This window comes from Erwinia sp. (assembly GCF_031978025.1).
Classification (GTDB): domain Bacteria; phylum Pseudomonadota; class Gammaproteobacteria; order Enterobacterales; family Enterobacteriaceae; genus Erwinia.
In genome coordinates, this window is record NZ_DALZCD010000003.1 from 1 (window position 1) to 24782 (window position 24782).

Below are 24782 nucleotides of genomic sequence, written 5' to 3' on the forward strand. Positions count from 1 at the left end.
ACTGATCGCTATTGGCTGGCAGCTTGCCCGCGCGGAGCTGGTCCTCCAGCCAGATCCACTGGAAGAAAGCCGCTTCATACAGCGAGGTTGGCGTATCGGCATTATTCTCCAGCAGCTTAGCGTCGGTTCGGCCATCCCAGGCCAGATCCAGTCGGGAGTAGAGCGAAGGCTGGCTGGTCTTCCAGGAGGTGCGTACAAAATCCCAGGTATGTTTTGGAATACGGAATTTCGCCAGCAGCGCCTCGCTGTTGACCACTTTGTCCACCACCTGGAGGCACATCTGATGCAGCTCGGCGGTGACCGACTCCAGCTTCTCAATTTGCGCCAGCGTGAACTGATAATAAGCCTCCTCACACCAGTAAGGCTCGCCGTGCATGGTATGGAAGCGAAAGCCATATTCGGTCGCTTTTTCACGCCAGTCAGGACGTTCTGCAATAGCCAGACGCTGCACTTAACCTCCGAAAGACCGGCTGGAGCCGGACGTAGCGCTGTTGCGCTGCTGAGTAGACTGTTTCGCCACGCTTTCGCCAAAGCCGCCGCGCGTCACGGTGCTGGTGGTCGCCGGTTTTGGCGCCAGCGCGGTTTTCGGCACGTTCATTGTGCGGCCCGGCGTAGCGGCGCCAAAGCTTTTGCCGCTCGCGTCAACAAACTGGCCTCTGGCCAGGCTGTTGGGTGAACGCGAGGTAAACAGCGGCTGTTGGGCAAAACCTGCGCCGCCGCCCATCAGACGGCCCATCATATAACCGGCCATCAGCGGCATCCAGAAACTGCCGCTCTGCTGAGACTCGGCGTTGGTAGTGCCCACGCCAGCCTGCTTCGGTGCCTGTTGACACTGGCCTTCACCGAACTCCGCCACGCAGTCTTCACGGCTGGCGTATTTCGGCGCGGTTTTTTCCGCCTCTTTTTTGGCGTTGTTGTAGGCCGTGGTGCACTGTTCACTTTTTCCGGGGTTAGCGGTGGAGCAGTCGTCCGCGTTTTGATAAAGCGAGACGGTTTCGTCCGATTTTTCACAACCGGCCAGTATGAAGACCGCGGTAACCGCCAGCGCTACCGGAGTGAGATGACGTGCGCTCCAGCTTTTGCGAAAGGAGGCATGATTAATTGTTTTTGTCCGTTTCATAACGTTCTGTCCTGATCCCAAAGGTACTCCTTAGGATAGGGGAACAGCGGTGGAAAATGAAGCAATGAGCGGCGATGGGAAGGGGATCTTTACTTAGCTATACGTTTGAAAATAAAAGGGGGCAGCCTGGCTGCCCCCAAATGCTTAGTGGCGGAAAGGATTGCCACTGTGAGCGGGTGCGGAAGCATGCGCCGCCGCCGGAGCCGCCGCACGCTGCACGGCAGGCGAGGCCGCTGTCTGTGCACCGTTTGCCGCCGCATCCTGTTGGGTGTTTTCCGGAGCGACCGCTTCAGGTGAAGTCGGAACCTCTTTACCCAGACGACTGTTCAGCATCTGCAGGTCCTGTTCGTTCAGCGTACCCAGAGCCGATTTAATATTTAGCTCATTGATCATATAGCTGTAACGCGCGTTGGAAAGCTGTTGTTTGGCGTTATATAACGTGGTGGTGGCATCCAGCACGTCAACGATGGTGCGAGTACCTACCTGATAACCTGCTTCCATTGCATCCAGCGAGCTTTGTGCCGACACGACGGCCTGCTTGTAAGCATTGATGCTGCTGATGGATGCATTCACGTTGTTAAAGGATGAGCGCACGGTTTGTACCGCGGTACGGTGTGAGCTTTCCAACTGCTCGCTGGCCGCAACATAAGCGTATTGCGACTGTTTCACCTGCGACGTCACCGAGCCACCGCTATAAAGCGGCAGGGTAAAGCTCAGGCCAACCTGGTTGTTGCCGCTGATGCTGTCCCGGTAGGCCGCGCTGTTGGCACGGCTGCCGCCATATTTGCTGTTCGACAAACCACTTTGCGCCGTCAGATCCAGCGTAGGCATATGGCCGGTTTCCGACAGGCGGATCTGCTCGCGCGCCAGATCCTGATTCAGACGAGCAGAAAGCAGGCTAAGGTTACGGCTCTCGGCTTCTTTCAGCAGCGCATTGACCGGCTGCGGTTTTTCCGTCTGGAAGCTGTCCACGTTCAGCGAAGCCAGGCTCAGGTAGTAGTTGCCCGTGACCTGACGCAGCGTTTCCAGATTGTTATCCAGGTTGTTGCGGGCCGTGACTTCGTTGGCCAGTACGCTGTCGTACTGTGCCCGCGCGTTTTGCACATCGGTAATGGCCACCAGACCCACGTTAAAACGCTGCGTGGTTTGATCCAGCTGACGATAAATCGACTGTTTCTGCGCTTCGGTATAAGAAAGCGTGTCGATAGCGTTCAATACGTTAAAATAAGCGGTAGCGGTGTTAAGAATCAGATTCTGCTGCGCGACCTGGTAGGTGACGTCCTGTACGCCTGCCGTTTTTTCCTGCAGCGTTAACGCGCGCCATTTCGACATATCGAAAAGGGTCTGCGTTAATTGCAGCGTGCCGCTGGTGGTGTTGCTGTGCAGGCCGCTGCTGTCACGATAGCCGTTGCTGTAGGTATAGTCAGCGCCTAAACCTAACTGAGGCAGTAAAGGGCTGCGTGCTTCGTTGATTTTCTCAAACGCGGCATCGCGATCGGCTGCAGAACTGCGAAGATCGGGGTTAGATAACCGGGCCTGCTGATAGATTTGCAGCAGATTTTCAGCCTGGCTGGCGACGCTGAAGCCGCCCAGGCCCAGGCCGATAAGTAAAGGGAGCAGTTTCTTCATTTGCATTCCTTGTTATGCAGCAATATTGCTATGGTAGCGCTGTCGTAAGCCAAAAAAATTATCGCCGATTCTACCAGAGTAAAGGAAAAAGATAAGTTGGCTGAAAGTGCCATGTTGCCACAATTTACTCAAATTAATCATTAAGCACTACACTTTCAGCGGATTTCGGCACTCTTTTCCCGCTTTCGCCACCACGACCACAGGAGCACAAACCGTGAGCAGCGACAAAAAATACCCGGTGACTTTCACGAAAAACGATGTAGAAATTATTGCACGTGAGACGTGTTATAACGGTTTTTTTTCACTCAACCGTTACCGCTTTCGTCACCGCCTGTTTAACGGTGGGATGAGCGAAGAGATCACCAGAGAAGTTTTTGAACGTGGCCATGCCGCCGTCCTGCTGCCCTACGATCCGGTGAGCGATCGGGTGGTGCTGATTGAACAAATTCGTATTCCCGCTTTTGACAGCAGCCCGACGCCCTGGCTGTTAGAATTGGTAGCCGGTATGATAGAGCCAGGCGAAACGCCAGAAGATGTGGTGCGACGCGAAGCGGTAGAAGAAGCCGGGATCGTCCCCGCTCGAGTGAAGCCGGTACTCAGCTATCTGGCGAGCCCCGGCGGCACCAGCGAGCGGCTGCAGATCCTGGTGGGTGAAGTGGATGCCAGCGTGGCGCAGGGAAACCACGGTCTGGAGGAAGAGAATGAGGATATTCTTGTGCATGTGGTCAGCCGCGAACAGGCTTACCGCTGGGTGGAAGAGGGGAAAATAGACAACGCGGCTTCCGTCATCGCTTTGCAATGGCTGGCGCTGCATCATGAAAAACTAAGAGACGAGTGGAAAACCGAATGATAAAGCGCTATGTGCCTGATTTCCCTGAAATGATGCGACTTTGCGAAACCAATTTCGCGCAGTTGCGTCGGCTGCTGCCGAAAGACGATCGGGCAGGCGAGTCAGTCACCTGGCAGGTCAACGGGGCAAGTTATACGGTGACTATCCAGGAATCAACGCGTTACACTACGCTGGTGGAAATCAAACAGACCGCACCCGCCGTCAGCTACTGGAGTCTGCCCGCCATGTCCGTACGGCTATACCATGATGCAATGGTGGCGGAAGTGTGTTCAACACAGCAGATCTATCGCTTTAAAGCGCGCTATGATTATCCGAATAAAAAACTGCATCAGCGTGATGAAAAGCATCAGATAAACCAGTTTCTTGCAGACTGGCTGCGCTACTGTTTAGCGCATGGCGCAATGGCCGTTCCGGTGTGGTGAGTCTCTGCCGCGACGGCATTAACCCTAAGGATTGTGATTGGATAGCCTGTTAAAACTTCCTGTGGCGAACGGTCGGGCAAGGGTACTGCAGATAACGGACACCCATCTTTTCGCCGGTAAACATGAAACGCTGCTGGGCGTGAATACCTGGGCCAGCTTCGATGCGGTGCTGCAGGCCATTTCCGCCTGTGAAGAGCCGTTTGATCTGATCGTCGCGACCGGCGATTTGGCCCAGGATCACAGCGTTGAAGCCTATCAGCACTTTGCTGAGGGCATCGCGCGTCTGCCCGCACCGTGCGTCTGGCTGCCGGGCAACCACGATTTTCAGCCGGCGATGTTCAATACGCTGGCGGAAGCGCAAATTGCCAACGAGAAGCACGTGCTGCTGGGCGACCAGTGGCAGATCGTTCTGCTGGATAGTCAGGTTTTTGGCGTGCCGCACGGTGAACTGAGCGACTATCAGTTGGAGTGGCTGGAGAAAGCGCTGGCGAAGGCGCCAGAACGCCACACGCTGGTGCTGCTGCATCATCACCCGCTGCCTTCCGGCTGCACCTGGCTCGATCAGCACAGTCTGCGCAATGCGCACATGCTGGAAGCCGTGCTGCAGCGATACCCACTGGCAAAAACGCTGCTCTGTGGGCATATTCATCAGGATCTGGATCTGGACTGGAACGCCCGCCGCCTGCTGGCTACGCCTTCTACCTGCGTGCAGTTTCGACCCCACTGTACCAATTTTACTATCGACTCCGAAGCGCCGGGCTGGCGTTGGCTGGATCTGCATGCGGATGGCCTGGTGGAAACCCGCGTTGAGCGCCTGACGACGCGCGCTTTCAGCCCCGATCCCGATTCTGAAGGATACTGAGATGGCCACGCTGCTCTACCTGCACGGTTTTAACAGTTCGCCCCAGTCGGCCAAGGCGACACAGTTCCGGCAATGGCTGGCTGTTCATCATCCGGCGATCCAGGTTATCGTGCCGCAGCTGCCGCCTTTTCCGGCAGACGCGGCGCTGATGTTGGAAAACCTGATCATGGGCCTGTCGGGCGAAGCGGTGGGGATCGTTGGGTCTTCGCTGGGCGGCTACTATGCCACCTGGCTCTCGCAATGTTTTATGCTGCCTGCGGTTGTGGTCAATCCTGCCGTGCGGCCTTTTGAGCTGCTGGCAGACTATTTGGGTCTGAATCAGAACCCATACACCGGCCAGCAATATGTGTTAGAGTCACGCCACATTTACGATCTGAAAGTGATGCAGATTGACCCGTTAGAGTCGCCGGATTTGCTCTGGTTGCTCCAGCAAACGGGCGATGAAGTGCTCGATTACCGCCAGGCTGTAGGCTACTACAGCGCCTGCCGTCAGGCGGTTGAAGAGGGCGGAAATCATGCTTTTATCGGATTCGAACGCCATTTCTCCCCGATCCTCGACTTTTTAGGCCTTGCTGCCTGAAGCGGGACGTGGAGCTCACTCATTTACAGCCATCAAGATTGATACAATGACTCAGTCCAGCTATAACGCTGATTCCATTGAGGTACTCAGCGGCCTTGAACCCGTTCGTCGCCGTCCGGGCATGTATACCGATACGTCACGTCCTAACCATTTAGGGCAGGAAGTGATCGATAACAGCGTGGACGAAGCGCTGGCGGGCCATGCCAAACGCGTCGAAGTGATCCTGCACGCCGATCAGTCGCTGGAAGTGATTGACGACGGCCGCGGTATGCCGGTCGATATCCATCCCGAAGAAGGCGTGCCGGCCGTTGAACTGATCTTCTGTCGTCTCCATGCGGGCGGCAAATTTTCTAACAAAAACTATCAGTTTTCCGGTGGCCTGCACGGCGTGGGGATCTCGGTAGTGAACGCGCTATCGACGCGGGTGGAAGTTACCGTACGTCGCAACGCCGAAGTCTACGAAATGGCGTTTGAAAACGGTGACAAGGTGCAGGATCTGCACGTCACCGGTACGGTGGGCAAACGCAATACCGGCACGCGTGTGCGCTTCTGGCCGGACGCGTCGTTCTTCGACAGCCCACGCTTTTCGGTGTCGCGCCTGAGCCATCTGCTGAAGGCGAAGGCGGTGCTTTGTCCGGGCGTGGAAATCGTCTTTAAAGATAAAGTGAATAACACCGAGCAGAGCTGGTGCTACGCTGACGGCCTGACGGATTATCTGGCGGAAGCGGTTAACGGCCTGCCGACGCTGCCAGAAACCCCTTTTGTCGGCTCGTTCGCGGGGGATATCGAAGCGGTGGATTGGGCGCTACTGTGGTTGCCGGAAGGCGGTGAGCTGCTGACGGAAAGCTACGTTAACCTGATCCCAACCATGCAGGGCGGTACGCACGTCAACGGGCTGCGTCAGGGCCTGCTGGATGCAATGCGTGAGTTCTGCGAATACCGCAATATTCTGCCGCGCGGCGTAAAACTGTCGGCGGAGGATATCTGGGATCGCTGTGCCTACGTGCTGTCGGTGAAAATGCAGGATCCGCAGTTTGCCGGTCAGACCAAAGAGCGTCTCTCTTCCCGCCAGTGCGCGGCGTTCGTGTCTGGTGTGGTGAAAGATGCCTTCAGCCTGTGGCTGAACCAGAACATTCAGGCTGCGGAAATGCTGGCCGAGCTGGCGATTTCCAGCGCCCAGCGCCGGATGCGTGCGGCGAAAAAAGTCGTGCGCAAAAAACTGACCAGTGGGCCGGCGCTGCCCGGTAAGCTGGCAGACTGTAGCGCTCAGGACTTAAACCGTACGGAGCTCTTCCTGGTGGAAGGGGATTCCGCAGGCGGTTCGGCCAAGCAGGCGCGCGATCGTGAGTTTCAGGCGATCATGCCGCTGAAAGGTAAGATCCTTAACACCTGGGAAGTCTCTTCGGACGAGGTGCTGGCGTCACAGGAAGTACACGATATTTCTGTCGCTATCGGCATCGATCCGGACAGCGAAGATATGAGCCAGCTGCGTTACGGCAAAGTCTGCATCCTGGCCGATGCGGACTCCGACGGCCTGCATATCGCCACGCTGCTCTGCGCGCTTTTCGTTAAGCATTTCCGCACGTTGGTAAGAAACGGTCACGTCTATGTGGCGATGCCGCCACTTTACCGCATCGATTTGGGCAAAGAGGTTTACTACGCGCTGGATGAAGCAGAAAAAGAAGGTATCCTGGATCAGCTGAAGCGTAAGAAAGGCAAGCCTGGCGTACAGCGCTTTAAAGGGCTGGGCGAGATGAACCCGCTCCAGCTGCGCGAAACCACGCTGGATCCTAACACCCGTCGCCTGGTGCAGCTCACCATCGATGACGACGACGTAGAGCAGACGCTGGCGGTGATGGATATGCTGCTGGCGAAGAAACGCTCGGAAGATCGCCGCAACTGGCTGCAGGAAAAAGGCCATACGGCGGAAATCGAAGTTTAATCCTTCCCCGTCAAACCCCGAAGCGCCGATGCAGCGCTTCGGGACTTCTCCTGCCCGCTTTTCAATCTGTGTGACCAGAGCCGCTGTCGAAAGGCCGTAGCGACCTTGCCGCGCAGGCCAGCGCGAAAGCGTCATCCACGCCCATATCCGTATCAAAAATAATTTTTCTCACTGATGGCTGGCTAAAGAAAGGCAAAGGCGCGTGCCGCCCGGATGCGCCAGTGAAAAGTGCTGGAGCCAGCCCAGCCGCCGCCGGGTGGCGTGACTATCATGATGGTTTTGAGTCATAAAAAAGGGCGAACCCGGTTCGCCCCTGACCACGCCTTACACCGGTTCCAGGACGAAAATTTTCACGTCCAGTACGTCATCTTTAATACGGCCGCGATGCTGTTCCATATGCACGGCCTGCTGATGCTGCTCCAGATGTCGCAGAGAATCCCACTGTTCAACCATAAACACGGAATCGGGCGAGTTCTGCTTCCACGGCACCTGCGCCTGGTGGTCCACCAACATTTGATAGCTTCCGCAGCCTTCTTCCTCTAACACCGTTGGGATGACCTGTTCAATCGCCTGCATGACCGTACTACGGCGGCCAGGCCTGACACAAATTTCAGCAATCACGGTGATCATGGTCTTTCCTTTTAGGGTGGCAGTCTTAACAGTTAAGCAAAGATCTGACCCAGATGTGTCCGATAACGCTCAATATCGCGTGGCACATCCGGCTGCTTAATAACATCGTTACAGATAAAGGTGGGCAGCGCCTCCATGCCAAGGAACTGATTCGCCTTATGGAAGTGCAGGTAAAGGCCATCCACCCCGACGCCTTCAAAGAACTGCTTCGGATCGGTAAAGGCTTCCAGCGGCGCGTTCCACGTCAGGGAAAGCATATATTTTTTGCCCTGAATCAGCCCGCCGGAACCATACTTTTGCGAGGCGTCGGAACGGGTGCGGCCATCGCTGGCGTAAAGCATGCCGTGACCTTCGGTGAAGACTTCATCGATATATTTTTTCAGAATCCACGGTTCGCCCATCCACCAGCCCGGCATCTGGTAAATGACCGTATCGGCAGCCAGATATTTTTGAATCTCATCGGCAACCACGTAGCCGTCATCCACCACGGTAACGTCAACCTGATGACCGGCATCGCGCAGGTAAGTCGCGGCTACGTCGGTCAGCGTATGGTTCAGCTCGCCTTTGGAATGGGCAAAAGTTTTTCCGGCGTCAATAATAAAAATGCGCATCTTCTTCTCCAGTATTCAAAACTGGGGTCAGTTTACGCGCGAACCGGGGGGTTAAAAATAAGTAATAGATCACAATACTTTTGCTCTGTAAGCAATAATCCTGCGGCGCAGGAAAGGGTTTACCCTCACGGTTATCTGTGACAGAAGCGGCCCGTATAAGGTACTATTCGCGCCAAACGGCCCCGATGTGGCGTGCCCGTGACGCCATGATGTGAGGAACAAAAAGTAATGAGCGATTTGACTCAGGATGGGGCAGAGCGTCGCGCTCTGCATAAGTTTACGGAAGAGGCCTATCTCAACTATTCCATGTACGTCATCATGGATCGTGCGCTTCCGTATATCGGCGATGGCCTGAAGCCGGTGCAGCGCCGAATCGTCTACGCGATGTCGGAACTGGGCCTGAATAACAGCGCCAAATTTAAAAAATCCGCCCGTACCGTGGGTGATGTGCTGGGTAAATACCATCCGCACGGCGACAGTGCCTGCTACGAAGCGATGGTGCTGATGGCGCAGCCTTTCTCCTACCGCTATCCGTTGGTTGATGGGCAGGGTAACTGGGGGGCGCCGGACGATCCGAAATCTTTCGCGGCAATGCGTTATACCGAGTCGCGCCTGTCAAAATATGCCGAGCTGCTGTTAGGGGAGCTGGGCCAGGGCACCGTGGACTACGTGCCTAACTTTGATGGCACCCTGCAGGAGCCGGCGATGCTGCCTGCGCGCCTGCCCAATATTCTGCTTAACGGGACCACAGGGATTGCGGTAGGGATGGCGACGGATATTCCGCCGCACAACCTGCGCGAAGTAGCCAATGCGGCCATCAAGCTGATCGATTCGCCAAAAACCACGCTGGATGAGCTGCTGGACATCGTGCAGGGACCGGACTACCCGACCGAAGCAGAGATCATCACGCCGCGCGCCGAGATCCGCAAAATTTATCAGAACGGCCGTGGCTCCGTACGGATGCGTGCGGTATGGAAGAAAGAAGAGGGCGACGTGGTCATCACCGCGCTGCCTCATCAGGTTTCTGGTGCGCGCGTGCTGGAACAGATAGCCGCGCAGATGCGCAATAAAAAGCTGCCGATGGTAGAAGATCTGCGCGATGAGTCCGATCACGAAAGCCCGACGCGCCTGGTGATTGTGCCGCGCTCTAACCGGGTGGATATGGAACAGGTAATGAACCATCTGTTCGCCACCACCGATTTGGAAAAAAGCTACCGCATCAACCTGAATATGATCGGGCTGGATAATCGCCCGGCGGTGAAAAACCTGCTTGAAATCATCAGCGAGTGGCTGGTTTATCGACGCGACACCGTGCGTCGCCGCCTGAATTTCCGTCTGGAAAAGGTGCTGAAGCGCCTGCATATTCTGGAAGGCTTGCTGGTCGCCTTTCTCAATATCGATGAGGTCATTCACGTCATCCGCAGCGAAGATGAGCCGAAGCAGGTGCTGGTTTCGCGCTTCGGTATCAGCGAAACCCAGGCGGAAGCCATCCTGGAACTGAAGCTACGTCATCTTGCCAAACTGGAAGAGATGAAAATTCGCGGCGAGCAGGACGAACTGGGAAAAGAGCGCGACCGTTTGCAGGGCATTCTGGCTTCTGAACGCAAAATGAATACGCTGTTGAAAAAAGAGCTGCAGGCCGACAGCGAAGCCTATGGTGACGATCGCCGTTCGCCGCTGCGCGAGCGCGAAGAAGCCAAAGCGATCAGCGAAAACGATCTGGTGCCGTCCGAACCGGTGACCATTGTGCTGTCGCAGATGGGATGGGTGCGCAGCGCCAAAGGGCACGATATCGACCCGGGTGGCCTGAGCTATAAAGCGGGCGACAGCTATCGGGCTTCAGCACGCGGCAAGAGCAACCAGCCGGTGGCGTTTATCGACTCTACTGGCCGCAGCTATACGCTCGATCCGGTGACGCTGCCTTCGGCACGAGGACAGGGCGAGCCGCTTACCGGCAAGCTGACGCTGCCGCCGGGTGCGATCATGGAGCAGGTCCTGATGGAGGCGGACGATCGCAAGCTGCTGCTGGCGTCGGATGCCGGTTACGGCTTCGTCTGCACCTTCAGCGATCTGGTCTCCCGCAACCGTGCTGGTAAAGCGCTGCTGACGCTGCCGCAGAACGCCAAAGTGATGACGCCGCAGGCGATTTATCACGAGGACGATATGCTGCTGGCTATCACCGCCGCAGGCCGAATGCTGATGTTCCCGGTGGCCGATCTGCCACAGCTGTCCAAAGGCAAGGGCAACAAGATTGTGTCGATTCCTTCGGCAGAAGCGGCCGCTGGCGACGACAAACTGGCGTGGCTGCTGCTGTTGACGCCGCAAACGGCTATCACGCTGCACGTCGGGAAACGCAAGCTGACGCTGCGGCCGGAAGATTTACAGAAATTCCGCGCCGAGCGCGGCCGACGCGGCACGCTGCTGCCTCGCGGCCTGCAGCGTATCGACCGGGTAGAGGTTGATGCGCCCGTACGGCCTGAAGCCAGCGAAAGCGAAGAGTAAATCGGGACGCGCTGCCCGGTGAAAAGCAGCATAGCCTGCTGATTTCAGGATATACTTCACCCGGCGCGCCCGATATGGCGTAACGCCGGAGCGCCGGTTAAAAGGCGTCTCCGGCCCGGCAATAATGAGGATGTGATGCTGTCAATTTTACGGATCGTTGTGACGATCGTTTATTCAATCCTGGTGTGCGTATTCGGCTGCATCTGGTGTTTGTTCAGTCCCCGTAATCCCCGCCACGTGGCGACTTTCGGCCATCTGTTCGGGCGCCTGTCGCCGCTGTTTGGTCTGAAGGTGGAGATTCGCAAGCCCGCCGGCTCGGATAACTATCCTAATGCGATCTACATCGCAAACCATCAGAACAATTACGATATGATCACGGCGGCAAAAATCGTGCAGCCGTCCACCGTCACGGTAGGCAAGAAAACGCTGCTCTGGGTGCCTTTCTTTGGCCTGCTCTACTGGCTGACCGGCAACCTGCTGATCGATCGTGACAACCGCAACAAAGCGCACGGTACCATTAACCAGCTGGTCGACGAATTTAAGAAGAAGAAGATCTCTTTCTGGATGTTCCCGGAAGGCACGCGCAGCCGTGGTCGCGGGCTGCTGCCGTTTAAAACCGGCGCGTTTCATGCGGCTATGGCTGCAGGCGTACCGATTATTCCTATCGTGGTCAGCAATACGCACGATAAAATCAAGCTGAACCGTCTGCACAATGGTCTGGTTATCATTGAGATGCTGCCGCCGATCGATACCTCGGCCTTCGCCGATCAATCCGTACGCAAGCTGGCGACCCATTGTCGCGAACTGATGACGGAGAAGCTGGCGCAACTCAACGCGGAAGTTGCCGCGCGGGAAGCCGCAGGCGAAAAGTAAACCGATCGCCTCGTGGTCGGCACACGGCAAACAATCATAAAAAATGGATAGCGGCCCGCCGGGCCGCATTTTGGGTTACGGAGTTTTTATGTCCTTCAGTCGACGTCAGTTTATTCAGGCATCGGGCATAGCGCTGTGCGCCAGTGCGCTGCCTGCACGCGTATACGCCGCAGGGCCGGGTAATCCTTTGCCGGTGCCGCCGCTCATTGAGTCCCGTCGCGGACAGCCTATCTTTTTGACGCTGCAACGCAGTCACTGGTCTTTTACCAGCGGCAGCAAGGCTCAGGTATGGGGCTTTAACGGCCTCTATCTGGGGCCTACGGTCAGGGTCTGGAGCGGAGATGACGTCAAGCTTATCTACAGCAACCGGCTGAACGAGGCGGTCGCCATGACCGTTAGCGGGCTGCAGGTACCGGGCGCGCTGGCCGGCGGCGCGGCGCGCATGATGTCGCCGGGTGTTGACTGGGCGCCGGTGATACCGGTGCGTCAGGCCGCTGCGACCTGTTGGTATCATGCCAACACGCCTGCACATATGGCTGAACACGTCTATAACGGCCTGGCGGGCATGTGGCTGGTGGAGGACGAGGTCAGTAAAAAGCTGCCGTTGCCGAACCACTACGGCGTGGATGATTTTCCGCTGATTATTCAGGACAAGCGTATCGATAACTTCGGCGCGCCAGACTACAGTCCGCCTGCCAGCGGCGGCTTTGTGGGCGATACGTTGCTGGTGAACGGTACGCAGAATCCCTATGTGGAAGTCTCGCGCGGCTGGGTTCGGCTGCGGTTGCTCAATGCCTCCAACTCGCGTCGATACCAGCTTGCCATGAGCGATAAACGGCCTTTTAACGTGATCGCCAGCGATCAGGGATTTCTGCCCGCGCCCGTAGCGGTACAGCAGCTTTCGCTGGCCCCGGGCGAGCGCCGGGAAATCCTGGTGGACATGAGCCAGGGCGATGAGGTGTCGATCACGGCGGGCCAGGCGGCAGGCATTGTCGACAGGCTGCGCGGGCTGTTCGAACCGTCCAGTATCCTGACCTCAACGCTGATATTGACGCTGCGTCCGACCGGCCTACTGCCGCTGGTGACCGACACGCTACCGATGCGTCTGCTGGCCGATCAGGTGATCGAAGGCGGCGTCAGCCGTACGCGAGAATTCCGTCTCGGCGATCCTGATCCGGGTATCAACGGTGCGCTATGGGATTTGGGTCGTATTGATGTTCAGGCACAGCAGGGTAGTTTTGAACGCTGGATTATCCACGCGGATCTGCCGCAGGCATTTCATATTCAGGGCGTTATGTTTTTGATTAAAAACGTTAACGGCGCGCAGCCAATGGCGGAAGATCGCGGCTGGAAGGATACGGTCTGGGTCGATGGCAGCGTGGAGCTGTTTGTCTCGTTTACGCAGGCCTCTTCTGACCACTTTCCGTTTGTCTACTACAGCCAGACGCTGGAAATGGCAGATCGCGGGACGGCAGGACAGCTTCAGGTGCAGCCAGCACTATAACGTAAAGCGCTGGTTGACCAAAACGGCCAACCAGCGAAGTATCAGAAGGATGAAAACAATGCGCGTGCCCGACCAAAACAAAAACTGTGGAGGGCTCAGAACAGGAACTAACGCGAGCTTATTTCTTTTCTAATACGATAGCCGTACCGCGCCAGTGACTGGAGTCACCAGGGCGACCCAGCGATGTAATATACATATAATTGCCGCCTTTTTTATCCACTTCCGCACGTAGCGCCTCAAGCGCTTTTGATTTACCTCCCATCACGTTAGAAACAGAAACGCGCTCTTTTTTGACATAATTGCCCAGCTCGTTACGGGGCACAATCTGTGCTGCAAAAGCGGAACCCGTCATCAGTAACAGCAGGGCGGCCGAAATAATTTTTTTCATCATGTTTCTCCATTAGTGCTAATTAGTCATATTAACAGCGCCAGTATACTGATTTTATTTATTATGTGATGCGGCTCTTAATAATGATAAAGTCCGTTTTGATTAGCGAAACCTATTATGAAAACGGTGAATGCGCTATTTTTTAAAATCAGTGCAAAGATTTATTAGCAATTTTACTTTACCCTGCTGTATTTGCTCATTTTCAGACGGATCATTAATATTTATTTATTCACTTTATTAATTGTTATTATTAACATTGCAGAGAAGGAATTATGCAGGTGGTTTATCTGTTGTTTATAGTGGCAGGGCGACTTACACACTAACAAAGTAATGTTTACATTAAGGCAACGGATAAATTAACCGCGAGACGGGGGGAGGTTTACCTTAAAACGGGAAATATATACATTAAGAGGGACGCGTAAGGTACGCATCAAACGCAAGGCTAGGGATATCTACATTAACGCGCAGACGGGCAAAGTACGCATTAACGGAACGGCAAGTAATATCTACATTAACGCGCAGGCGGGCAAGGTACGCATTAACCGAAAGGCGAGTGATAGCTACATTAACGCGCAGGCGGGCAAGGTACGCATTAACCGAAAGGCGAGTGATAGCTACATTAACGCGCAGACGGACAAGGTACGCATTAACCGAAGGCGAGTGATACCTACATTAACGCGCAGGCGGGCATGGTATGCATTAACGGAACGGCGAGTGATGCCTACATTAACGCGCAGACGGGCAAGATACGCATTAACCGAAAGGCGGGTGATATCTACATTAACAGGAAGGCGGGCCAGATAAGCATGAACGTGGCAGGTGAAGTTCATATTAAACGTGATGCGCGTTTATGCCTTTGTGAAGGCGGAGTAAGAAGGTGGCCACCCCTCCTGACGGACGGGCGGCCAGGCACTTAGTTCAGCTCGTCAGGGTTAGGGCCCAGACGGTTACCGGCATCCAGCGCGGCAATTTCGCTGATCTCCGCTTTTTCCAGGCGGAAATCGAACACCTTGAAGTTCTCTTCAATACGGGAAGGCGTGACCGATTTCGGGATCACCACCAGGCCGCTGTCCAGGTGCCAGCGAATGACAACCTGTGCAGGCGTTTTGCCATACTTTTTCGCCAGCGTTTTAATCACCGCCTGATCAAACACGCCTTTACCGCCCTGCGCCAGCGGGCTCCAGGATTCGGTCTGAATCTGATGCATAGCATTCCAGGCGTGTAGCGTGCGCTGTTGCAGCATAGGATGCAGCTCGATCTGGTTGATGACCGGACGCACGCCCGTTTCATCCATCAGGCGCTTCAGGTGCGCTTCCTGGAAATTACAGACGCCGATGCTTTTGGTCAGCCCCTGCTTTTGCAGCTCAATCATGGCTTTCCAGGCGTCAACGTAATTATCCTTCGCCGGGCATGGCCAGTGCATCAGATAGAGATCGACGCTTTCCAGCTGCAGTTTCTTCAGGCTGGTTTCCAGCGCCTGCGGCGCATTCAGCTGATCGTCATTCCACAACTTGGTTGTCACAAAGATATCTTCACGCGCAACCGGGCTTTCCTGTAGCGCCTGACCGATGCCTTCTTCATTTTTATAGATGGCAGCGGTATCGATAGAGCGGTAGCCCACCTCGAGCGCTTTCAGCGCAGCCTGCCGCGCTTCGTCAATGCTTGCCTGCCAGACGCCCAGGCCGAGCTGGGGCATCATATTGCCGTCGTGAAGCTTGATTATGGGTTGCTCTGCCATTGTTCTCTCCTTTGCAGCTATTGTGCCGACGCCTCTGCGTCGGGAAGTAACTCTAAGTCTGGTTGAGACTACTGGACTTAGTTTAGTTGAAATTATTAACCCTTCGCGCAATTCGGATGATTGAGTCACCCGGCCGCATAAACGTTAGCCGGGCCGGGCCTGAGGCGCACTGCCCGTTTCTGCTTTCTTCTTGCCTGTTTCTCCAGGAAACTGGACGATTGCGGCAGGCTTCGGCATGATGCCAGCTCGGCTTTTTTTCAGGTAAACATCATGGATCGCAATACGCTGTGTGCCCGGCTTGCCCACCAGGTGGTGCAACTGATCGATGCCAAAACGGATGTGCAGACGCTGCTGCCCGATATCCGGCTTTTCCACGCCAGCCAGCCCAGCGGCCGCACGCCGGTGCTCTACTCTTCCGGTATTGTTATCCTGTTTCAGGGACGAAAAACCGGCTATCTGGGTCATCACGTTTTTCATTACGACGCTACGGAATACCTGATGCTGACGGTGCCGCTGGCGGTAGAGTGCGAGACGTTTGCCACGCCGGAAGCGCCGTTGGCGGGCATGTTGCTTAACGTTGATCCGGTCAAGCTGCAGGATCTGCTGATCGATATCGGCGATGACGACAGTTTCCAGCCGCAGCCCCAGACGAGGGGTATTCACTCTTCGCCGCTGACTGAACCCATGCTGTGTGCGGCGGAACGCTTGCTGGATGCAATGGCGGATCCACGCGATGCGCGCGTGCTTGGCCCGCAAATCGTGCGCGAAATCCTCTATCACGTATTGATGGGGCCATGCGGCGGTGCGCTAATGGCGCTGGTCAGCCGCCACACGCAGTTCAGCCAGATTGCGCGGGCGCTACGGCGGATCGAGCATCACTATACCGACAACCTGAGCGTGGAAAGGCTGGCGGCGGAAGTGAATATGAGCGTTTCCGCCTTTCACCACAACTTTAAAGCCGTCACCAGCACGTCGCCTTTGCAGTATCTGAAAAGTTATCGTCTGCATCAGGCACGGATGCTTATGCTGCATGAAGGTCTGAAGGCCAGCGCGGCGGCAATGCGGGTAGGGTATGAAAGCGCCTCGCAATTTTCGCGCGAGTTTAAGCGCTACTTTGGCGTCACGCCGGGAGAAGAGATCGGCAGAATGCGTCAGATGGTGTGAAAGGGTCGCCAGGCGACCCTCAGACGGCGGATAAGCGTGGGCTGCGCGGCCCTAAGACGCTTTTTTACGCTTAAAGAGCAGGGCAAGGCTGCCCACCAGGCCGATGCAAAGCAGCGCCAGCGGCAGGATCATCAGCACGGACATGACCTGATCCTCATGGCGTTTGATAAAGGGCACCTGGCTTATCGCATAACCTAATGACACCAGAATACCCACCCACAGCAGGCCGCTGAGCCAGTTAAAAAACTGGAAACGCGTTTGCGTCAGGCCGGAAATGCCCGCCATCGTTGGCAACAGCGTCCGCACGAAAGCCAGAAAGCGACCAATCAACAGCGCCATCAGCCCGTGTCGGTGAAACAGGCTCCAGGCGCGCTGATGGTACTGTGCGGGCAGGTGCATCAGCCAGCCTTTGACCATCCGCGTATTGCCTAACCAGCGGCCCTGCAGGTAGCTCAGCCAACAGCCCAGACTGGCCGCCAGCGTCAGGATGGCGACGGTGGGAATAAACCCCATCACGCCTTTGGCAATCATGGCACCTGCGAGCAGCAGCAGGCTGTCACCGGGCAGAAAAGCGGCCGGCAGCAAACCATTTTCCAGTAGCAGCGTGAGAAACATAATTCCGTAAACGATCCAGATGACATCGGGATTGGCCAGGGCAGCGAAATCCTGATGCCAAAGCGCCTGTACAATCTCATGGAGTACCGCCATTTTTTATCCTGTTTGCTGCATCAATAGCACTAGTGTACTCGTAAATGGCTCGTCGCAGCGTTATGCCGGCCTGAGCTATTGTCTTTTTGTTTAATTTTCCGAAGATTCCGCTATCCGGGCGAAACCAGCCGCTAAATCCGCCAGCAAATCCTCCACGTTTTCCAGCCCGATATGTAGCCGAACCAGCGTGCCGCTGAAGTCAACGCCGCCGGCCGGTCGGATAGCGGCCAGCTCGTCCGGCTGGTTGGCTAAAATAAGCGATTCAAAGCCGCCCCAGGAGTAGGCCATACTGAAATGTTCAAAATGATCGAGAAAATCCGCCAGCTGCCGATCGCTCAGCCGCGCTTTCAGCACAAAGGAGAACAGGCCGCTGCTGCCGGTAAAATCACGTCGCCAAAAGTCATGGCCTTTGCACTGCGGCAGTGCCGGATGGTTGACCCTGGCCACGTCGGGGCGTTCGGCCAGCCAGCTCGCCACTCGCAGCGCGCTTTCCTCGTGCTGCCGCAGACGGACCGCCAACGTGCGCAGGCCACGGCTGGCCATATACGCGGTGTCCGCATCCACCATTTGCCCCATCAGATAGGAGTTCTCACGCAGCTGTGCCCAGCAGCGTTCATTGGCAACGGCGGTGCCGATCATCGCGTCGGAATGGCCAATCAGATACTTGGTTCCGGCCTGAATGGAAATATCGATGCCGAAATCCAGCGCGCGAAACAGAATGCCCGCCGCCCAGGTGTTATCGATCATAATGACCGCGTCCGGCGCTTTCGCCCGTATGGCTGCCACGATAGCCGGAATGTCCTGTACCTCCATGGTAATGGAAGCGGGTGACTCCAGGAAAACGACCCGCGTTTCCGGCTTCACCCACTCACCGATTTCCGCTCCGGCAGTGTGGCTGAACCAGGTGGTACTCACGTTCATTTTGCTGAGAATTTTACTGCAAAAATCCTGGGTAGGTTCGTAGACAGAGCCGGCCATCAGTACGTTATCACCGGCGGAAACGAAAGCGAGAATGGCATTGGCTACTGCCGCTGCGCCACAGGGGTAAAGTACGCATCCCGCGCCGCCTTCCAGCTCGGTCATCGCTTCCTGAAGCGAAAAGTGAGTCAGCGTCCCGCGACGACCATAAAACAGTTCGCCTTCCGCTCGTCCGGCCGTGGCGCGTTTTTTCTCGGCGACGCTGTCAAATACCAGCGAGGAGGCACGCTGGATAACGCTGTTAACGGAACCCTGGGTATAACGTTTGCGGCGGCCGGCGCTGATTAAGGTCGTTTCAATATGTTTACTGGTCATCGGTCTGCTCGGTTTAAGGATCTCGCTTAACGTTAACACGGCTGGCGGCACGGCGAAATTCGCCAGCCCGCTACGTGACAAAGTTTCAGGAAAAACCCTGGACATGCAGGGGGAACAGGGGGGGAAAGTGTAAAAAGGCGGGCGTTAAGGGTAAATAGTAATGATAACTACTATCAATTCGGGTTCGATTTGGTATGATCCACCCTGTATTTTCGCTATCGGTAACTGACGTTGGAGAGACAGCGTGACGAATGATTTAATGCAGACGGATCTCTCCGTCTGGGGCATGTATCACCATGCGGACATCGTGGTAAAGGTAGTCATGATCGGTTTGCTGCTGGCGTCGGTCGTTACATGGGCTATTTTTTTCAGTAAAAGCGCGGAACTCAGTTCGGCAAAACGGCGCCTGAAGCAGGAGCAGAAGGCGCTGGCTGGCGTGGGGTCTTTGCAGGAGGCGAGCGACATCAGCGCCAGGTTTAAAGCCCAGAGCCTGACCACGCAGCTGCTGAAAGAAGCCGAAAATGAGCTGGCGCTTTCCGGACCTTCTGCCGATAACGACGGGATCAAAGAACGCACCTCGTTCCGTCTGGAACGCCGTGTCGCCTTCTTTAGCCGCCATGCCGGCCGCGGCAATGGTTTCCTGGCTACTATCGGTGCTATCGCGCCGTTTGTCGGGCTTTTCGGCACCGTGTGGGGCATCATGAACAGCTTCATCGGCATTGCCCAGACGCAAACCACGAACCTTGCGGTGGTCGCACCGGGCATTGCAGAAGCGCTGCTGGCGACCGCTGTCGGCCTGTTTGCCGCCATCCCTGCCGTCGTTATCTATAACGTCTTCGCCCGGACCATTGCCAGTTATAAAGCCACGCTGGGCGACGTCGCCGCACAGATTATGCTGCTGCAAAGCCGCGATCTGGACCTGGCTGCCAGTGCCCCACAGCACGCCACGCAGAAACTGCGGGTAGGATAAGCACCATGGCCATGCGATTAAATGACGATGTTGACAGCAACGGCGAAATGCATGAAATCAACGTGACGCCTTTTATCGACGTGATGCTGGTGCTGCTGATTATCTTTATGGTCGCCGCGCCGCTGGCTACCGTTGACGTTCGCGTTAACCTGCCGGCCTCGACCAGCGCGCCTCAGCCACGTCCGGAAAAACCGGTCTACCTCTCGATCAAAGCGGATAAACAGCTGTTTATCGGTAACGAGAAGGTCACGCAGGAAACCCTGCTGGCAGCGCTGCAAAGTCAGACGCAGGGCAATAAAGACACCACCATCTTCTTCCAGGCGGACAAATCGGTGGATTATGAAACGCTGATGGGCGTGATGGACAAGCTGCGCCAGGCGGGCTATCTGAAGATTGGGCTGATGGGAATGGAAACCGTCGCCAAATAGACGGCATTAGAAAACAAGCAATCCGCAACGGCCGTTGCGGATTTTTTTTGCTTAAAAACAGGCTGTCAGCCGCAATAATGACGCCGCGGGCACACTAATAACGCTAATGGCGGCATTAGCACACCTATGGCGCTACGGGCCTGCTAACCGCGCCAGGTGTGATAATGCGCCACGGGCGCTACAGCTGTGCCACAGGCTCGCTGGTCTGACGGGTCTTATACTGCTGAACAAGCCGTTTGATCAGCAGCGTGCCGAGCAGGCCGCAAACGGCGGCGAAAGTCAGCCAGACGCCGGGCATCGCTTTATCACCGGTCACGTGGATCAGATAGCTGGACATGGCGGGCGTAAAGCCGCCAAACAGTGCGGTAGCGAGACTGTAAGCCAGGGAAAATCCGGTTGCGCGTACCTCTGCAGGCATCACTTCTGCCAGATAGACCACCATCGCACCGTTATAGCTGGCGTAGAGGAACGACAGCCAAAGTTCCGCCTCCAGCAGATGCGAGAAGGTTGGCGAGCCAACCAGCCAGTGCAGCACCGGCCAGGCCGTAGCGATCATAAGTAAGGTAAACAGGATCAAGAGCGGACGGCGACCGTAGCGGTCGGAGACGGCGCCCATAATCGGCAGCCAAATCAGATTCGACAGGCCGACAAACAGCGTCACCAAAAAGCTTTGCTTATCGCTCATCATCAGCACCGTTTTACCGAAGGTCGGGGTAAATGCCGTGATCATATAAAACATGACGGTGGTGGTGACCACCATCAGCATGCCGGCCAGCACTAATGCCCAGTTACTGGCGACGCCCCGCACAATCTGACGCATGGAGGGATGCACCTTGCGCTGGCTGAAGGCTTCGGTTTCTTCCAGCATTCTTCTTACCCAGAACAGGAAAGGCACAATCAGGCAGCCGACGAAAAAGGGAATGCGCCAGCCCCAATCGGTTACCTGGTCTTTCGCCAGCAAATGGTTCAGCCCCAGGCCCAACAGCGCAGCGAAAATCACCGCAACCTGCTGACTACCTGACTGCCAGCTGACAAAGAAGCCTTTACGATTTCTCGGGGCGATTTCACTGAGGTAGACCGACACGCCGCCCAGCTCTACGCCCGCCGAGAACCCCTGAAGCAACCGTCCCAACAGGATCAGAATCGGTGCCGCTGCACCCAGGGTGTTATAACCCGGCACCACAGCGATGGTTAAGGTACCTATCGCCATCAGACCCAGCGTCAGCAGCAGCCCTTTACGCCGTCCGTGATGGTCAATATAGGAGCCAAGAATAATCGCGCCCAGCGGCCTCATCAGGAACCCTGCTCCGAACGTCATCAACGTTAGCATTAGCGAGGCGAAAGGATCGTCACCGGGAAAAAAGGTTTTAGCGATGGCGGTGGCGTAGTAGCCAAACACCATAAAATCGTACATCTCCAGAAAGTTGCCGCTGGTCACATTAAAGATAGTGCGGGCGCTGCCCTGCGGCTTTTTCCCGACAGAAGAAACAGAATTCATACCTTGTCCTTTCAGTGTCCTTTCAGTTTTTCTTATCTTTTATCGCGGTCACGCGTGCATTAATGTGATATGCCTCACTGTTGAAGAAGGGTGTATAAACACTTTAGTAACAAATAGTTAACAATGCACCGTGCCAGGGCAGGGTGACTGGCAGCTCCCTTTTTGCCCGTTCAACCGACTCTCGTGCAGCCTGCTGGCTGCCCGCAGGCGGGGGCCTGCAAGGTTGGTAGCGGTGCCGCAGGGTAAGAGTGTGGAGCAGACAGGCGGCAATCATGGGTTGGCCGTCGAGCGGGAAGCGGACCATGAACGCTGCTTTGCGCCAGGTTGCGCGGGACAGGTCCGACACGGTATTAATAATGTGAAGATAATGTAGGTAAAGGTCACCTCAGAAACCAAGCCCGCTCAGGAACAAAAAAGATCAATTTAATAAAAATAACTTAACTATAATTTCAGGGGGAAGGCTTTTTTAGCCAGCTTTTACCCGAAAAAGTGGCCGTGATGCAAAATCGGGCACGCAGCAGGAATAACGGAACGCGGCATCTTAACAAGCCCTGAGCCAGACAGAGTCAATCCTGGCAGGCTTAATGACCAAAAACAGACGCTAAGGCCTAAAGGGAAATTTGTCTTATCAACAGGCGGGCAGGCGTCCCACGCTTTTAAGCGACCGGCATGCAGCTGATAGATATTAATCAGCAATGTCCGGGCGTTTTGCTGGGCAAAAAAAAGGTCGGATGTTAAGGTCGTTAAGCAAAAAAATAGTTAATAAACCCGTTGAATGATATGAAAATAACGCGGGGAGCCCGACATCGCCGGCGGGCGGGATCGCTTTGTCCTCGCAGGGATAAAGTTGCCCCCTCTTAAGCCGATATCGTAATTGTTGAAATCGATTTATTCGCTTTATTCCTTTATCCGGTGCCAGTAACTGGCTTTTGCCTCAGAGATTTACATATGCTTATGAGCTCCTACGACCAGCTGCTGGTTATTGTCTCCATATTTGTTGCCTTCCTGGCCTCCTATACCGCGTTGGATATGGCGGGCAGGGTGGCAACCTCTACGGGAAAAGCGGCCCGCGTCTGGCTGGTCGGTGGCGGCTTTGCGATGGGCATCGGCATCTGGTCCATGCATTTTATCGGCATGTTGGCGATGAACCTGGCGATGGTGATGAGTTACGATCCGTTGCTGACGCTGATCTCTATGTTTGTGGCCCTCGTCGCGTCGATTTTTGCGCTCTGGATTGTTTGCTACGGTGAACTGGGTTTTGCCCGTCTGATGGTGGGCGCGCTGGTAATGGCCAGCGGCGTGGTGGCAATGCACTATATCGGCATGGCTGCACTGATGTTTGAACCCGGTATCGTCTGGGACTGGCGCTTGATTGCGGTATCGGTCGCGATTGCGCTGGGCGCTTCTATGGCCGCGCTGTGGCTCGCATTCAAACTGCGTCAGGGCGAAGGGCATCTGGCGCTGCTTCGTGCCGGTGCGGCGCTGATTATGGGCGCCGCCATCGCCGGGATGCACTACAGCGGCATGGCAGCGGCCAGCTTTCCGATAGGGAGCCACGCCACGCAGATGGGGGTAAACAGCAGCTGGCTGGCAATGCTGGTGGTGGTGGTCACGCTCTCTATTTTGGGCATCACGCTGGTGGTTTCCACGCTGGATGCCCGTCTGCAGGCCAGAACGTCGGTACTGGCTTCTTCGCTGGCGGAAGCTAACCGCGAACTGGCCCAGCTGGCCCTGCACGATAATCTGACGCGGCTACCCAATCGTATCCTGTTGGAAGATCGTCTGGATCAGGCACTAAGCAAAGCCGTACGGGAAAATACTGCTTTTGCCCTGATGTTTATGGATCTGGACGGCTTCAAAGCCGTTAACGACGCGTTTGGTCATCACCTCGGCGATAATTTGCTGGTGGCGGTCACCGAACGCATGAAAAGCCTGCTGAAAGGGCATCACACTCTGGCGCGGCTGGGCGGTGATGAGCTTGTGCTGCTGGTGGAGATCAGCGAGCCGAACGACGCCGCGGCCATGGCCGATATGCTGGTTAAGGCTATTGATGAGCCTTTCTTAATTTCGCGTTACGAGCTGATGATTTCACTGAGCGTCGGGATAGCGGTCTATCCGGGCGACGGCAACGACGAGCGGGAGCTGATGTTTAATGCCGATGCCGCCATGTACCACACCAAAAACAACGGCCGTAATGGTTACAATTTCTTCCAGCCGTCGATGAATACCATCGCGCAAAACCAGCTGCAGCTGATTAACGATCTCTGGCAGGCGCAAGAGCACGACGAGCTGCGCCTTTTCTATCAGCCAAAATTTTGCGCACCGCAGGGCCCTATTGTCGGGTTTGAAGCCCTTATCCGCTGGCAGCATCCGCAGCGTGGACTGCTTTCCCCTGACATCTTTCTGCCGCTGGCGGAAAAAACCGGGCTCATCGTCAGTATTGGCAACTGGGTTATTAACGAAGCCTGCCGCCAGCTGAGCGTCTGGCACCGGATGGGCAATACTCAATGGTCGATAGCGGTCAACCTTTCCTCGTTGCAGTTTGAGCAGCCCGGACTGGTGCAAACGGTGATTAACGCGCTGCAAAAACATCAAATTTTGCCGGAGCTGCTGACGCTGGAAGTGACGGAAACTACCGCCATGCGCGATCCTGATGAAAGCGTACGTATCTTAACCGAACTGACTAAGCTGGGCGTCAAAGCCTCGATTGATGATTTCGGCACCGGTTATTCCAGCCTGCTTTACCTGAAACGCCTGCCCGCCAGCGAACTGAAAATCGACCGCGCCTTTGTTAATGAACTGCATGCACAGAGCGAAGATGCCACTATCGTCACCGCCATCGTAGCGTTAGCACAAACGCTGAAGCTGAAAGTGGTGGCGGAAGGCGTGGAAACAGAAGAGCAGCAGGCGTTTCTTACCAGCCTGGGCTGTGATTCGCTACAGGGCTATCTGCTGGGCAAACCGGTGCCCGCCGAGCAGGTACCGCACCTGAAACTTTATGCGGGAGACCACGAGTCCAATCGTCTGAAAAGAGTGCAGGAGAAGATCGAAATGTCTAAAGCTGTTTAAT

Annotated in this window: 22 protein-coding genes; 12 read left to right on the forward strand and 10 right to left on the reverse strand. The window is 55.7% G+C overall.

What is annotated here, in order from left to right; genetic code table 11:
• From RTK32_RS00515 to tolC, 3 genes are all read right to left on the reverse strand, one after another.
• Positions 1 to 451, reverse strand: a 451-nt coding sequence (locus RTK32_RS00515; protein ID WP_312041592.1) for a glutathionylspermidine synthase family protein, incomplete at its 3' end; no start/stop codon positions are given.
• Positions 452 to 1120, reverse strand: a complete 669-nt coding sequence (locus RTK32_RS00520; protein ID WP_312041593.1) for a DUF1190 family protein — start codon at positions 1118 to 1120, stop codon at positions 452 to 454. It abuts the gene before it with no gap.
• 144 nt (positions 1121 to 1264) lie between these two features.
• Positions 1265 to 2749 carry an outer membrane channel protein TolC gene (gene tolC / locus RTK32_RS00525; RefSeq protein ID WP_312041594.1) on the reverse strand — a complete coding sequence of 495 codons (1485 nt, stop codon included), beginning with the start codon at positions 2747 to 2749 and terminating at the stop codon, positions 1265 to 1267.
• 214 nt (positions 2750 to 2963) lie between these two features.
• On the opposite strand from tolC, the gene nudF reads away from it, so the two are divergent.
• The 5 genes from nudF to parE are packed head-to-tail and all read left to right on the forward strand — an operon-like array spanning position 2964 to position 7405.
• Positions 2964 to 3599 (forward strand): ADP-ribose diphosphatase, encoded by a 636-nt coding sequence (gene nudF, locus RTK32_RS00530; protein WP_312041595.1) that lies wholly within the window; start codon positions 2964 to 2966, stop codon positions 3597 to 3599.
• A complete protein-coding gene (locus RTK32_RS00535; RefSeq protein ID WP_312041596.1) occupies positions 3596 to 4021 on the forward strand; it encodes a DUF1249 family protein in 426 nt (141 codons plus the stop codon). Before nudF ends, RTK32_RS00535 begins: the two co-directional genes overlap by 4 nt.
• Before the next feature lie 37 nt (positions 4022 to 4058).
• Positions 4059 to 4883, forward strand: coding sequence for a 3',5'-cyclic-AMP phosphodiesterase (cpdA, locus tag RTK32_RS00540; protein ID WP_312041597.1), 825 nt, complete (start codon positions 4059 to 4061; stop codon positions 4881 to 4883).
• Position 4884: 1 nt separating this feature from the next.
• A complete protein-coding gene (gene yqiA / locus RTK32_RS00545; RefSeq protein ID WP_312041598.1) occupies positions 4885 to 5463 on the forward strand; it encodes an esterase YqiA in 579 nt (192 codons plus the stop codon).
• 46 nt (positions 5464 to 5509) lie between these two features.
• Positions 5510 to 7405, forward strand: a complete 1896-nt coding sequence (gene parE / locus RTK32_RS00550; protein WP_312041599.1) for a DNA topoisomerase IV subunit B — start codon at positions 5510 to 5512, stop codon at positions 7403 to 7405.
• A gap of 324 nt (positions 7406 to 7729) precedes the next feature.
• On the opposite strand, the gene RTK32_RS00555 is transcribed toward parE, so the two are convergent.
• Positions 7730 to 8035: an antibiotic biosynthesis monooxygenase gene (locus tag RTK32_RS00555; RefSeq protein WP_312041600.1), complete on the reverse strand. Its 306-nt coding sequence runs from the start codon at positions 8033 to 8035 to the stop codon at positions 7730 to 7732.
• 32 nt (positions 8036 to 8067) lie between these two features.
• Complete coding sequence (locus RTK32_RS00560) at positions 8068 to 8646, reverse strand: NAD(P)H-dependent oxidoreductase (RefSeq protein ID WP_312041601.1); 579 nt, start codon at positions 8644 to 8646, stop codon at positions 8068 to 8070.
• 228 nt (positions 8647 to 8874) lie between these two features.
• Between RTK32_RS00560 and parC the strand changes: the two genes are divergently transcribed.
• The 3 genes from parC to ftsP all read left to right on the forward strand — a co-directional run bounded on the left by parC (position 8875) and on the right by ftsP (position 13525).
• Positions 8875 to 11148 carry a DNA topoisomerase IV subunit A gene (gene parC, locus RTK32_RS00565; protein ID WP_312041602.1) on the forward strand — a complete coding sequence of 758 codons (2274 nt, stop codon included), beginning with the start codon at positions 8875 to 8877 and terminating at the stop codon, positions 11146 to 11148.
• A gap of 135 nt (positions 11149 to 11283) precedes the next feature.
• Positions 11284 to 12021, forward strand: coding sequence for a 1-acylglycerol-3-phosphate O-acyltransferase (locus RTK32_RS00570; protein ID WP_312041603.1), 738 nt, complete (start codon positions 11284 to 11286; stop codon positions 12019 to 12021).
• Positions 12022 to 12109: 88 nt separating this feature from the next.
• Positions 12110 to 13525, forward strand: a complete 1416-nt coding sequence (gene ftsP / locus RTK32_RS00575) for a cell division protein FtsP (RefSeq protein WP_312041604.1) — start codon at positions 12110 to 12112, stop codon at positions 13523 to 13525.
• 118 nt (positions 13526 to 13643) lie between these two features.
• On the opposite strand, the gene RTK32_RS00580 is transcribed toward ftsP, so the two are convergent.
• Complete coding sequence (locus tag RTK32_RS00580) at positions 13644 to 13916, reverse strand: DUF1471 domain-containing protein (RefSeq protein WP_312041605.1); 273 nt, start codon at positions 13914 to 13916, stop codon at positions 13644 to 13646.
• Positions 13917 to 14826: 910 nt separating this feature from the next.
• Complete coding sequence (dkgA, locus tag RTK32_RS00585) at positions 14827 to 15651, reverse strand: 2,5-didehydrogluconate reductase DkgA (RefSeq protein ID WP_312041606.1); 825 nt, start codon at positions 15649 to 15651, stop codon at positions 14827 to 14829.
• A gap of 270 nt (positions 15652 to 15921) precedes the next feature.
• On the opposite strand from dkgA, the gene RTK32_RS00590 reads away from it, so the two are divergent.
• Positions 15922 to 16815, forward strand: a complete 894-nt coding sequence (locus RTK32_RS00590) for an AraC family transcriptional regulator (protein ID WP_312041607.1) — start codon at positions 15922 to 15924, stop codon at positions 16813 to 16815.
• 51 nt (positions 16816 to 16866) lie between these two features.
• Here the strand turns inward: RTK32_RS00590 and RTK32_RS00595 are convergent, their stop codons facing one another.
• Both RTK32_RS00595 and metC read right to left on the reverse strand, forming a co-directional pair.
• A complete protein-coding gene (locus RTK32_RS00595; protein ID WP_312041608.1) occupies positions 16867 to 17523 on the reverse strand; it encodes a DedA family protein in 657 nt (218 codons plus the stop codon).
• Between the two features lie 90 nt (positions 17524 to 17613).
• Positions 17614 to 18816: a cystathionine beta-lyase gene (metC, locus tag RTK32_RS00600; RefSeq protein WP_312041609.1), complete on the reverse strand. Its 1203-nt coding sequence runs from the start codon at positions 18814 to 18816 to the stop codon at positions 17614 to 17616.
• A gap of 244 nt (positions 18817 to 19060) precedes the next feature.
• On the opposite strand from metC, the gene exbB reads away from it, so the two are divergent.
• The gene (gene exbB / locus RTK32_RS00605; protein ID WP_312041610.1) at positions 19061 to 19786 is read left to right on the forward strand and encodes a tol-pal system-associated acyl-CoA thioesterase; all 726 of its coding nucleotides are present in this window, start codon (positions 19061 to 19063) and stop codon (positions 19784 to 19786) included.
• Positions 19787 to 19791: 5 nt separating this feature from the next.
• Entirely contained in the window at positions 19792 to 20214 is a 423-nt protein-coding gene (gene exbD / locus RTK32_RS00610) for a TonB system transport protein ExbD (RefSeq protein ID WP_312041611.1), read from the forward strand.
• A 178-nt stretch (positions 20215 to 20392) separates the two neighbouring features.
• On the opposite strand, the gene RTK32_RS00615 is transcribed toward exbD, so the two are convergent.
• The gene (locus RTK32_RS00615; RefSeq protein ID WP_312041612.1) at positions 20393 to 21712 is read right to left on the reverse strand and encodes an MFS transporter; all 1320 of its coding nucleotides are present in this window, start codon (positions 21710 to 21712) and stop codon (positions 20393 to 20395) included.
• 948 nt (positions 21713 to 22660) lie between these two features.
• Between RTK32_RS00615 and RTK32_RS00620 the strand changes: the two genes are divergently transcribed.
• On the forward strand, positions 22661 to 24781 hold the full coding sequence (locus RTK32_RS00620) for an EAL domain-containing protein (protein WP_312041613.1): 2121 nt from the start codon (positions 22661 to 22663) through the stop codon (positions 24779 to 24781).
• Position 24782: the final 1 nt, after the last annotated feature.